Source organism: Eisenbergiella porci, assembly GCF_009696275.1.
Lineage (GTDB): Bacteria > Bacillota > Clostridia > Lachnospirales > Lachnospiraceae > Eisenbergiella > Eisenbergiella porci.
Genome location: NZ_VUMI01000019.1, coordinates 39,039 through 51,879, shown reverse-complemented (window position 1 = coordinate 51,879; position 12,841 = coordinate 39,039). Strand labels below are relative to the sequence as shown.

Here is a 12,841-nt window from a genome sequence, read left to right as displayed (position 1 = left end):
AACCTCCGCGGCCCCGGTTCGTCCTGTTTTTGTCCGGCGCAGTCTTGCGGGGCTGTGGGCATCCGGTGAGCGCCCTACCGCAGGCCCACAGCCCCGCAAGACTGCGCCGGACAAAAACAGGACGAACCGGGGCCCCACTCATCTAATACCTATAGGTTTCGAAGAAAGTCTTAAACCAGGGATTATAATAATTTCCAAAAGCCATTTTCGCTTCCTTCAGCCGTTCATCCGCATCCGCTATCAGCTGCGGATTCACATGCCCGAAGGTATAAAAATCATAATGTCTGGAGGTGATTTTATCCAGCGTCTCCCGCCATGCTTCCTCGCTGGAACCGATTTTCTCACTGAAGCCGCCCCAAACAGCGTCCCCCGCTATCAGCAGCCGGTAGTCGCCTGCCGTAACCTCAAAGCTTACCGACCCCATCGTATGTCCGGGCGTATACAGCGCTTCCACCGTAAAGCCCTCCCCTTCCCAGGCGTCGCCTTCCGCAATCAGCCCATCCACAAGACAAGGCACGGACTGCGTTCCGTACAGAAGCGCAGCGGAGGTTTTTACGGAATCCCCCGCTTCCACCTGCTCCCGATCCAAGGCATGGAGGAACAGCCGGCAGCCGAACTCCTCCTTCCAGAGATGCGCCGCCCCCACATGGTCGTAGTGTCCATGCGTTCCCAGAATAAATTTTATCTGCGAAGGCTCCACGCCGGCCTTTCTGATATTTTCCTTCACCTGCTCATACCCTTCCGGCGTACCGCAGTCTATGAGGAACCATCCGTCCTTCCCCTTCAGCAGAGTAACCGTGGCATCAAAGAAATGGGTCAGGCTGGGGCCGCCAACCTGGTATATATTCGTTAAAAGCTTCATATCTGATATTCCTCCGTATCCAACTTCATCTGCACGCTGAACCGCTCCGCATGCCGGTACAGATCCTGATAAGCCTTGATTCCTACAGAAACCGCCGCGTAATCCCCAATCAGCTCGCCCAGGCTTGCCGGAACGATTCTGCATGCCTTTCTTGATACAGGAAGCGCCTCCTGCTCCAGCGCTTCCCTCATCTTTTTATCCAGTACGTTTTTCTGCCTGGCGTAAATACTGCCAATCACTATCATTTCCGGATTCAGGATATCGATGAGCACGGAAAGCCCTCTTCCCAGATAGGTTCCCACAATATCAAAAATCTCCGCCGCCAGCTCGTCTCCCTGTTCCAGCGCCTCCGCGATGGACTTGCAGGAAATGCTGTCAAGCTCCGCCTCGCTTTGGCAGAAAAGAGGCGTTTTCCCTTCCCGAAGCGCTTCCTCCGCCATCATCCGGCCCAGCTTGGCGATCCCGCCGCCGCTGCAGAAGCCCTCAAACGATCCATACTTTCCGTAACCAAAGGGGCCTTCCTTTTCCATCCTGATATGCCCCACCTCGCCGGCCATGCTTGTGGTACCGCTGTACAGCTCATTATTCAGAATCAGCCCCGCTCCCATTCCTGTCCCGAAGGTAAGGAATATCATATTCCTGCAGCCTTTTCCCGCTCCCATGCTCCATTCCGCCAGCGCACAGGCATCCGCATCGTTCTGCAGCATCACCGGCACGCCGAAGGCCTTCTTCAGCGGTGTGTACACATCCGCCCTGTCCCACCGGGGCAGGTTGGGAGGCGACAGTATCAGGCCCTTTCCGGCATCCAGCGGCCCTCCGCAGGATATGCCGATGGATGTCAGCTTCCAGTCCGGGTTCCGTCTGAATCTTTCCCGGATGATTTCGATAAAGCTTTCCATCGCCCTGTCAAAATCCTCCGTCTCGGTCTCCATCCGCACTTTATCAAGAAATATGATATCGTCGGAATGCTGTCTGGCAAAGGACACCGCACACTTCGTTCCTCCTATATCTATTCCTACCACTACCTGCATTGTGTTACCTCCTGATTTTCCGATATTCCACATTCAGCGCCTGGACAGAGGCTTCCTTCAGCTCCCCTTCTCCGGCTGCTATTCTTTTTTCTCCCGGCAAAAGCGTAAAATAATTCTCCTTCCAGTACACGGGATTTCCATCCTCCCGGGTTAAAAACAGGAACAGCGCCGCTGTTTTTCCCAGATTTTCTATTTCCACACCCGTATCCAGGCATGCCATTTTCAGCTCTGGCTCCTCCATTCTAAACACCGCCCCCAAATCGCATTCCCTGGTAAACAAATATTCATTTTCAGCAAGGACAGTCCCGTCAGTCTTCCTGCGCAGAAAAAGTCTGAGCAAAAGCAGCTCCTCCTCCAGCTTTTCCAGCGGCAGGCGGATATTCCCTACCTTGGCGGCGCTCATAGCGGCTTTATCACTGGAAAAGCATTCTGCCATCAGTGTTCTGCCGTCCATGGCATATACCTGCGCCAGTACTTCATAGCCTCCGGGAGCAACACCTGCTTCAACGTTGGCCGCCATATAAATATCCGCCTCCAATGCTTCCTGTCCATAAAGAGAAGCACTGTCAAAGGATGCATTTACCAGATAAGGCGAATATACCTTTTTTACACCATAATAGGCCGGCTTGGGATTACCGTAGTAATCCAGGGAGGAGGTACAGTACAGATTGGGATATGGTTCATTAAACTGCCAGGGAAAGGTGCCGCTGTTATGAAAGGCCCTTCTTCTGTTGCACTCTACCGCATACTTCAGCCCTTCATACTGCATGAACTGGCTTCCCTTTCGTATTTTCTCTATTTCCTTCAAACCGCCGAAGGTTTTCTGCACCAGAGGTTCATTATTCCACCAGGCTCCCCTGTGGAAATAATACGCATTATCCTTGCTGGCCGGAAGGAAATGCTCCGGCGCCGTGGTTTTGCGCAGCGCCTCATAATTCGTCATTCCCTCCACACCGAATTCGGAATGCAGCATGCAGGTTCCCTGATTATACAGCTCACAGTGTTTTTCCAGTCCCTGATGCTCCCAGGGTCCGTGCACATCCAAAAGCTCTCCCGGACATTTCTCCAGATTTTCAAAGGAATTGAGGAATACGCCGCCTGAGGGGGATGTGGGCAGCCATTTTCTGTCCCTGTCCAGCCTTTTTACCTGTTCTCCCATCACCTGCAGCAAGGGATGTTCCTCCGAAAGCGGCATCCCGGCTTCATCCTGCAGTTCATTTCCTCCACACCAGACCGCGAGCGCTGTAAATCCCCTCTTCTGTCTGATAATGGACTCTGCCTGCCCTCTCATCAGCTCCTTATAGGCTTCGGACACCGAAGGCGTATTATCGATTCCTGAACTGGAAAGAATAAATTCCTGCCATACAAGAATTCCCGCCTGCGCACACATCCCATAAAAAATATCGCGTTCTATCAGGCCGCCTCCCCACACACGGAGTATATTAACTCCCGCCTCCCTGGCCAGACGGATGAGCCGGGCATAGGTATCCTCCGGGACGGCGCCGTACATCACATCTGCGGGCACCCAGTTATAACCATTCATATATACTTTTCTTCCGTTCAGGCAGAGTGTGAAGCTTCCTGTTTTTGAGGCTGTCACATCCTCCCTTCCCGGAACCGTTTCCTCGTTTGGGAGAAATTCTATCTTCCGTATTCCCCATGCCAGCGTACGTCTGTCTGACACCTCGCCCAGACGGTCAAGCAGCCTCACCTCCACCGGATATTCATAAGGCTCGCCCTGACCATTGCACCACCATAGTCTTGGATTATCTATATGCAGCACGACCGTACACCGGCCGTTTTCCAATATTCCTGTAAAAGCATGCTCTCCGAAGCGGCCCTCCAGCGTGCAGCCCTCCGCACCCTCCGCTTCCACCTCGATGGACACCTCCGCTTCAGACATTTCCTCAGACAAAGAAGAATGCAGATATACATCCGTCAGCCTGGCTTCCCCGTTCACCAGAAGATATACCTCCTGCCAGATACCCTGATGTATCATCCGGGGACAGAAATCCCACCAATAGGTCATTCTTGATTTATGTGTGGTCACCAGACTCGTCTTTCCTACCTGAGGCTGTTCAAACGGTGCAGGTTCCAGTACTACGGCCAACAGGTTATTGCTGCCATATTGAAGTCTTTCACTGATATTTAAGCTCCAGGGAACAAACATCCCCTCCTGCTTTCCCAGCGATTCTCCGTTCAGAAAAATCTCCGAGCTATAGTCAATTCCTTCAAATACCAGCGTTATCTGTCTGCCTTCCAGTTCCTCCGGAATATAAAATTCTTTTTTATAAACCCAGGTTCTCTCCGGCGCCCATTCTGCCAGCCTGGAATTCAATTCATAATACGGATCGGGAACCAGCCCGTTTTCCATCAAATCATGCAGTACGCTTCCCGGTACACTGGCCGGATACCACCAACGCACATCCGGACTTTCCTGCTTTACCGAATCACGCCAAATCCAGTCCATTCCCACAAATTCCTTCATTTTCCAGTCCGTGCCGCCCAAATCAATCCTGTCTGCGGGTCTTATCAGCTTTCCATTCATATTCCGTACTCCTTTTTGCTCCCGGCTGAAACTACGGGTATTGACTGTCGATATCCTTTTAAAAAAGAAGCTCCAAAGCCGCTTTTGCAGCCCCTGCCGCCGCTTCCTCCTGAAGTTTTCCAAAGATTACAGGCATGCCGAACCTTTTTGCTGTTTCCTCCGCCATAAGCGGATTCAATCTGATGCCGTTTCCGCTGGCTGCAATTTCTGACCGCCCCTTTCTGATTTCTTCCGGAAAAGCGACATACATATTGTACAGCTCCTCTGCCATCCCCTTTACATAGGCCCGTATAAAATCTGAAGCATGCAAATTATCAAAGGAAATATTGTGCACGCTCCCCTTTATGCCCTGATTTCCTCTCACCCCGTAAAGAGAAGGATTTATTAAAAGATCCGTATCCTTTTTTTCACTCCCGATTCGTTCCATCTGGTCAAAAGCCTGTACTTTCCGGCCCGTAAATTCGTATATTATTTCCTCAAAAAAAGCGGCCAGTTTTTCATAAACCTTCCCGCCATTCAATGATGCCCCGACATAAAGAAACCCCTTGTGAAAAAACGGGCGGATATCTGCCGCCGCATCCGGTATCAGCCGCCTGTCAAACAGGGATACCTGTGAACCGGTCCCCACATTTATGCTTATCTGCTCCTCCGGCCTGTCCAGCGCGCCGTAAAGGCTTGCCTGATTATCTCCAAAAGCACAGCTTACCGGAATTCCCCTGTATAATCCCGCCGCTTCCTTTTCTCCTGAAAGCAAAGGATAATATTCGGCCGCCACGCCTGCCATACGCAGCCTGTCCCGTTCAAAGCAGCCCTCTTTCAGAGAGAAACCTCCGAAGCTTGCCGCAATTGACTCGTCTGTAAGCGGCTGGTTCCTCCCCGTCAGACGCATGGCAGCATAATCGCCTATATTGGCAATTGCAACTGCTTCCCCGGGTATCATCCCATTCCGGGACAGGAAAAAATGGGTTACGGTTCCATACCCCGAAAACAATGGTATTCCTGTCCTCTTGCTTAAATATGCCTCATAGGTTTCTCCGTCCGTCATAAACTGTTTTCCCTTTTCATCCTTCCAGGTATAAAAAGGGGACACCGCACGCCCTTCTCCGTCCACATAGAGAATTCCATGCATCTGGCTGGAAATGCCCACGGCAGATACACAATCCGGGCCATAACCGCTGTTTTCCGCTTCTTCCAGCAATGAATATATCTTTTCCATAATCGCTTCGGGATCCTGTTCAAAGGTTCCGTGAAGAAAAGCATTCTGCCTGGATGCGGTAAATAACAGCCTCTCCGCTCCTTCCTCATAACAAACCAGGCATATGGAGGTCGTTCCAATATCTATTCCAAGTGATTTCATGGCAGTTAACGCTCCTTTCAGATTCCGGCTGCTTACTTTCCCGCAGCCTTTCCATCGGACATATCAGCCCTGCTGCTGTCATTCCCCTTCCAGAAAATTTCCGCCATATGATATTTTTTGTCAGGCCCGCAGTTTCCCGGCTGCGCATGATACAGACAGGCTTCGGAACCTGTTATCGTTTCCTTTTCCAGCATTTCTTCCTTACCATCATACAAAAACCTTTCCGGTTCCCTGCTGCTGATAAAACCAAAGGTCCCCTCCTCGGAAAGGATTACGGTCCGCCGCCCTTCCTCCTGCAGCACAGCTTCCACACATCCCGGGCCAATGTATTTTTCCAGAATACCTAACGGGATAAAATCTGCCGCAGGAAGAACAAGAAACAGCTCCCCATCATTGGGTGCAAGCCTGAACTCATAGCTGTGCGCTTCTGAAAGCAGGGCTGCTTTTCTTTCCCGATAGCTGTACAATATCCACTCTTTACCGGCAAGCCCCGGAATATCACTGACTTTAATCTGTCCTTCACATACCCTGTCTTCTTTATTAATATTAAGGGCCGTAATCACATAATTTTCATGATAGCGGTTAAACAGCTTCAGGACATGTGTCGTATCCACCGGATTTTCAAACAGGCAATCCACCGTAGGCATCCCTACCTCTTCACAACGGATCAGCCTGCCGTTTTTTTTCATCAGCGGCGCAATAAACCTTCCATCCGTACGTCCTACTTTGTCACTCGTATAAACCGGGCCGCCGCTTACGGCGCGGAGTATGGAATTCTGCCAGTTTTCTTCATGATCACTCCAGAACATATCCCAGTCTCCCCAGAAAAACTGTCCTTGCAGCAAAGAATTGTAGCCGTTCTGAATTGCATGTTCCCTGAATCCGTGGGGCACGTCCGGTACAAAATCATCACTGCTTCTGGAAATTGCGCTGCTGGGCCGGTTCCACATATCCTCCCCTGCCATCCCCATACAGTTAATAATCCTGTTGTTAAAGTGCAGCGCCGCCGAAGCATTCAAGCCCTTTTGAATTCCGGCCGATGCCCTGCCATATTCCTTTCTGCCGGCATAAAATAAAGAGATTGCACTCTGGCCGTCCACCTTGACAAAATCCACATCACAGCTGTTTTTCAGATAGCTATGCCAGGTATCATAAAAAGCAAAAGCGCTGCCCGGCTCTACATCAGGCACGATCCTTTCATCCTCCAGCGTCCTGCTCCCCTCCCTGAGTTTCCGGCTGGCGCTGCTGTCCGTCTCTAATCCGTTCCAGTAACCCATTACCGCATGCCATACGCCCACCTGCTTTACATCATAATCCTGTTTAATTTCCCGAATACACGCCCCCAGTCCATCCGGGAATTTATCCTCATCCGCATCCAGTCCCTTCAGAACCTGTTTTTTATAATCGGCATCCAGCCAGCCGTCATCTATAAGCACCCATTTTGCAGGAATACTTTTATCTTTCAGCTCCTGCATTTTCTCTATAATCCCTTTATGTGAAACCTCATGGTAAAAGGCATCCCAGCTGCACCAGCCAAAGTATTCAAACATTTCCGGATAGGTTCTCTCCCGTCTGAACATCTTTGTTTTTCCAAGCAGCGCAAGCGCTTTTTTCACTGCCAGCTCACAGCACTGATAAGGATTGGTCCCTGATGCCATAACCAGCCCCAAATCATCCACACTGCGTTTATTAATGCAGTTGGAGGCCGCCGTAATCCTAAGCTCCCGGCCCGCTCCTGCAATATCAGTGCGGTATTCCTCCCCGCATACAGCCAGTATGGCAAGATAACCTGTTTCCCCTTCTGCAATCAAAAGCTGCGTCCTTTCAGGCACCTCTTCGCAGCTTTCGGGAAATGCCGGACGTATCCACCAGTCCTTATGCTGGTAAATAGCAAGCATACGTTTTACTCCCGACAGCTTCATCCGGTAGCTGACACCCTTTCGGGCATCCAGGAAAGTCTGCGGTCCGAAAAAAGGTTCTTTCGGCTGTTTCCTGGCATGAAGATAAATTGCAGCGGTACTCTCATCCCCCAAAAGCTGCAGCCCGCTTATAACCGGCTGGATTTTCCCGCAAGCCGCTGCCTGTTCTTCCCCGGTATCCACCTGTGTTTCCAGCCTTACCTCTATGCCTTCTTCCGTTTCCAGAACAATTGAGCCTACTGCAGGGAATTCTTTTCCGGTATTATTTCTAAACATGTTTTTTCTCCATTTCAGGTATTCCTGGAAAATACTTCGTTAACCAATTCATTAAAGAAATTATCGGCAACAATTTCGCCTGCGCCTATAACTCCCGCATTTTCTCCCAGCTTTGATATCGCAAGGAGGTTTTCCTTAGCGCCCTTTACCTTCCTTGCATTTGCCACATTTGAAACAATATCAAAATATCTGGGATATTTTTGTATCAGGATCCCTCCCAGGATAATAATCTGAGGATCCAATATATTTATGAGATTGCTGATGGCAACTCCCACATAAAAGGCGGATTGATTCAAAATAGAAATAGTCAGCAAATCCTTCTTTTCCGCCATTTCAAATACATCCTCAATCACCAGGCTCTCTCTCTTTTCGTAGAGAGGATGCCCCGGCTCCTTTACCAGCTGGCTCTTTAGTTCCCGCAGCACCGCGATTCCAGAACTCATGGCCTCAAGACAGCCCCGGTTCCCGCAGTTACACAGCGGACCATTGATATCAATTGTAATATGTCCGAACTCACCTGCGATGCTGTTGGCGCCAATATTTAACTTTCCATCTATTATCAAGCCGGAACCAATACCCATATCCACATCCACATAGGCAAGGTCATAGCAGTCTTTTTCTTCTCCATACCAATATTCACCGAAAGCGATTACATTGGTATCCTTCTGTACGTAAACACTGCATCCGCATTTCTGCTCCAGTATTTCCTTCAAAGGCAGATAGTTCAGCATCGGCATATTGGGCGGCGTCATAATCACACCGGTCTCCGTATCCACCGGACCGGGGACACCCACACCGATTCCCAGAACCTTTTCCTTACCGACACCGGATCTGCGGATTATATTTTCCACAGAAGCAGCCAGCATTTCCACAAACGCGCTTTGATTTGGGAACTCCTGCTGCATGGAGCATCTTTCTATCTCAAGGATTTCTCCCCGAAGATCCAGCAGTGCAATGCTGGTCACAAACTTGTTGATATGTATTCCTACCGTATATCTGTAGGTTTCATTGACAGCATAGGTGACCGCACGTCTTCCCATACCGCCCGCTTCCATTTCATCACACCGGATTAGCTGAAGCTCTTCCAGCTCCTCCAGTATTTTTTTGATTGCCATAAAGGTAAGTCCGGTTACCGAAGCCAGCCCCGCTTTGGTTGCGGTTCCATTTTTTCTGATATAATTCAGGACTGTCCTTCTGTTAAAATTTTTCAGCTGTACCTGATTTGTCTGTTCTCCCATCTGCCCCTCGCTCCTTTTATCATTTTCGGACAGGAAGCATGAACGCTTCCTGTCCAAACTTCTTACTCAGGCTCCGGATAATCAGGCAGATTATTCAATCGTAACTTCAGGATACTGGTCACGTAACTGCTTTTTGAATTCTTCTATAATGCCATCATTATCCAGGCCGGCTTTAATTCCGTCTGTTGCTACTTTCTGGAACAAATTCTGTGTTGCTCTTGTATATTTATCGGGTGTTATACCAACAATTTTATCACAGATTTCACTATAGGTCTTCAGCAGATTCTGTCCTCCGAAGTCTTCTGAGGAAAATCCTTCCGCAAGCTCATCACATACTTTTTTGCTTGCAGGAACCTGATTATACTGTTCCATATTCAGCTTCTGGAAATCATCGGAAGCAATATAGGTTAAAAAGGTTGCAGCCAGATCCTTTTTCTCTGAATCATTGTATACGCATGTACCGGTAACGCCTTCATAAGAAGCGTTAAAGGGTGTTGCAATTCCTACATTTCCTTTATTGGCATCCCAGTCGGTAAAGAAATCCCAGGAAGGCATTACTCTGAAAAGAAGCGTCCCCTCATTCCATGCCGCAGCCCATTCGGACCCCCAGCTGCCCAGCTCAGCATTTGCCTTGCTGCCGAACATGGTGCGCATATTGTCAATTAAACCAGTCCAATCATCGGTTATTTCCAGTTTACCGTCTCTTACAAGCGGGTCAAAGGAGAAGGCATCCACCTTAACCATCTCGGTAATATTCGGCCAAAGCTGTACTGTGCCGTTGGATTTTTCATAAATCTCTTCGCCCTTTGCAATTACTGTATCCCAGTCGGTAAGCATTGCAGAAATTTCATCCGGATCACTTGTCCCAAGCCATTCTTCGCAGGCATCTCTCAGATACCAGAATCCAACCGGCGAAGACTGGAAACACAGCGCTTTAAACTTTCCATTGGAATCCTTCATTCCTGCAGTCTGGAAGTCGTAGAAATCTTTTGTCAGCTCTTCAATATTCATATAAGACAGATCCGCAATCAAATCGCTGTCCAGGAATTCGTACATATAATTTTCTTCCAGGTCAAATACATCCGGCACATTATCGCCGCTCTGAAGCGCTGTCAGGATTTTGGTTTTATATTCATCACCGCCAAATACCTGAAGATCTATCTTCACATTGGGATAAACCTCATTGAATGCACTTACCAGATTATTTGCACTGTCCGTATAGGTCCAGTATGTAAATTCTCCTGTTACGCTTGCAGGATCAACTTCCGCAGCGCTCTCTGCCGTCGTCTCCGCCGCAGCCTCGGAAGCCGCCGTACTTTCTGCTGCAGGTGCGCTCTCTGCATTGCTGCTGGTGTTCTCTGTCTGTGCGCTGCTTCCGCATCCGGCAAGGACACCGGCCAGCATAGTGGCACTCAAAAGAACTGACAATAATTTCTTCTTCATAGTAAAACCCTCCTTAAATATTGTTTTGTAACATAGTTTCTATATTCATCAGCACTGTAACTGATTAAATATCTTTTAAAGTCTTTTCTGTTTATCCCTTTACCGCTGCCCCAATTGAAATCTTTTCCATAATAATTTTGGATGCGAAGCAGAATACGATAACCATAGGAATAATGGAAACCAGCATACCCACATATTGCGCTCCATAATCGGCATGTGTTGCATCACGCACCGTTGCAATCATCAGAGGCAGCGTGAATTTCTTTTTATCATTCAATACAATCAGAGGCGTAAGATAGCTGTTCCAGGTTCCGATAAAAGTCATTACCCCCTGGGTAACGAGTGCCGGGATTACCAGCGGAAGCACCAGCTTATGATAGATGGTAAGTTCTCCGCAGCCGTCCATAATGGCAGCTTCAATCAGCTCATTGGGCAGCGCCCCGTCAATATACTGTTTATAAAAGAACACAGCAAAACAGTTGGCAATTGTGGGAACTATCAGCGTAAAATAACTGTTCAGCAGCTTTAATGCCTGGATTTCTTTATAGAAGCCGATAATCCCAAGCTGTCCGGGAAGCATCATAGCTACCAAAACAACTGAGAAAAGGAAATTCTTACCCTTGAAGTTATACTTCGAAAAAGCATACGCCGCCATCATCGTAAAATAATTCTGTATTATAGTGACAGCCGCTGCCAGAATCAGGCTGTTAATTATTCCTCTGTACAAATCGATATTCTGTGTCAGACGCTCGAAATTTTCCTTCAGATGTGTGCCGGGAAGAATATTGATTCTGGCAACGATATTGTAATTATCATGTGTGGAAGAGATAATCATGACAAAAAAGGGATAAAATGCCACAACCGCCACCAGTATTGCGAAGAGATATATCAGCCCTCTGCTTATAAAACGTTTGATTTTAGTTTGAATCACAAGATTATCTTTATTATCCATCAGGCTTTTCCTCCCTTCTTCTTTCCATATTCATCCTGCTTGTCCTTCGTTACGAGAAGCGAAAATACGCTGAAAATTGCAATAATTACGAAAATACCATAGGCAACCGCAGCGCCGTATCCAAACTGGAATCTCACAAATGCAGAATCGTACATATATTTCACCATTGTAGTGGTTGCATCTCCCGGCACAGAGGTAAATACCAGCTTAGACTCATCAAACATCTGCAGGCCGCCGATGATGGAGGTAACCATAACGTAAATCAGAATCGGCTTCATTAGTGGAATTGTAATCTTGGTAATTCTCTGCCATGCACTTGCGCCATCCACTTCTGCCGCCTCCATAACCTCATCTGATATGGAATTAATACCCGCCGTAAAGTAAATGATATTAAAACCGAAATTTTTCCAGCAGATAGCTATTGCAATAACAATTCTTGCAAGCATCTGGTGATTTTGAAAATCCACCGCCTCCAGACCCAGCATTGTAATAATGTTGTTGACCGCGCCGCCGGGATAGGAAAACAAAGCCCCGAATAAAAGACCAATGGTAACCGGTGTAACCAGATTTGGGAAATAATACAGATTTCTCAAAATAAATTTTCCGCGGAACCATTTATTACTGAGAATTAATGACAGTATAAAAGCAATGGTCAGCTGTGGTATAATTGACATAATCCATATCAGCAGCGTGTTTAGAATGGATTTGAAAAAATATCCGGAATCTATCATCCGCTTGTAATTATCCAGTCCCGTAAATGTGAATTTTCCGGACAGTACATCCATGTTGCAAAAACTCAGCACAAAGGAATATACAATTGGGAATACACTAAATATTAAAAAAACTATAAAAAATGGTGCCAGATAAAGATACGCGTACTTGTTTCTTTTCTTCGAATTCAATTTATCCTCTCCTTTTCCCCATAAAACTTTAGGCACTATGTATACAAAAAACATCTTTCCAATAAGTTTATGTGCCATTTCTTTTTCTAATATCAATATATACTATCTTTAATAATAAATCAACCACTAATTAAACTTTTTTTAATAATATCATCCATTTTGTATATTTGCATAAAATCAAAAGAGTGATTTTAGCAATTTTTAATGTAAACAAAATGCCTTTCAGCAGATATTTCAAGCCTAATATAAAAAGGCAGGTTTTCAAAAAGCATTTATTAAATTAAATTGAATATATTTCCAATCCAATAAAAAC

9 protein-coding genes are annotated in these 12,841 nt (G+C 47.4%); all 9 read right to left on the bottom strand.

All coding sequences use genetic code 11. The features are described 5' to 3' along the window. Positions 1-142: 142 nt before the first annotated feature. The 9 genes from FYJ45_RS13035 to FYJ45_RS12995 all read right to left on the bottom strand — a co-directional run bounded on the left by FYJ45_RS13035 (position 143) and on the right by FYJ45_RS12995 (position 12,300). On the bottom strand, positions 143-862 hold the full coding sequence (locus FYJ45_RS13035) for an MBL fold metallo-hydrolase (protein ID WP_154464935.1): 720 nt from the start codon (positions 860-862) through the stop codon (positions 143-145). After that, complete coding sequence (locus FYJ45_RS13030) at positions 859-1,893, bottom strand: ROK family protein (protein WP_035323524.1); 1,035 nt, start codon at positions 1,891-1,893, stop codon at positions 859-861. The genes FYJ45_RS13035 and FYJ45_RS13030 overlap by 4 nt, the downstream gene beginning before the upstream one ends. A 4-nt stretch (positions 1,894-1,897) precedes the next feature. Continuing rightward, positions 1,898-4,441: a glycoside hydrolase family 2 protein gene (locus FYJ45_RS13025; RefSeq protein ID WP_154464934.1), complete on the bottom strand. Its 2,544-nt coding sequence runs from the start codon at positions 4,439-4,441 to the stop codon at positions 1,898-1,900. A 58-nt stretch (positions 4,442-4,499) separates the two neighbouring features. Beyond that, entirely contained in the window at positions 4,500-5,798 is a 1,299-nt protein-coding gene (locus FYJ45_RS13020) for a sedoheptulokinase (RefSeq protein ID WP_154464933.1), read from the bottom strand. Positions 5,799-5,830: 32 nt separating this feature from the next. Next, positions 5,831-7,993, bottom strand: coding sequence for a Sip1-related alpha-galactosidase (locus FYJ45_RS13015; protein ID WP_154464932.1), 2,163 nt, complete (start codon positions 7,991-7,993; stop codon positions 5,831-5,833). 14 nt (positions 7,994-8,007) lie between these two features. Then, on the bottom strand, positions 8,008-9,231 hold the full coding sequence (locus tag FYJ45_RS13010; RefSeq protein ID WP_025488581.1) for an ROK family protein: 1,224 nt from the start codon (positions 9,229-9,231) through the stop codon (positions 8,008-8,010). Between the two features lie 90 nt (positions 9,232-9,321). Continuing rightward, positions 9,322-10,674, bottom strand: coding sequence for an ABC transporter substrate-binding protein (locus FYJ45_RS13005; protein WP_154464931.1), 1,353 nt, complete (start codon positions 10,672-10,674; stop codon positions 9,322-9,324). Positions 10,675-10,765: 91 nt separating this feature from the next. Beyond that, on the bottom strand, positions 10,766-11,626 hold the full coding sequence (locus FYJ45_RS13000; protein WP_021639021.1) for a carbohydrate ABC transporter permease: 861 nt from the start codon (positions 11,624-11,626) through the stop codon (positions 10,766-10,768). Continuing rightward, a complete protein-coding gene (locus FYJ45_RS12995; protein WP_268890941.1) occupies positions 11,626-12,300 on the bottom strand; it encodes a carbohydrate ABC transporter permease in 675 nt (224 codons plus the stop codon). The genes FYJ45_RS13000 and FYJ45_RS12995 overlap by 1 nt, the downstream gene beginning before the upstream one ends. Positions 12,301-12,841: the final 541 nt, after the last annotated feature.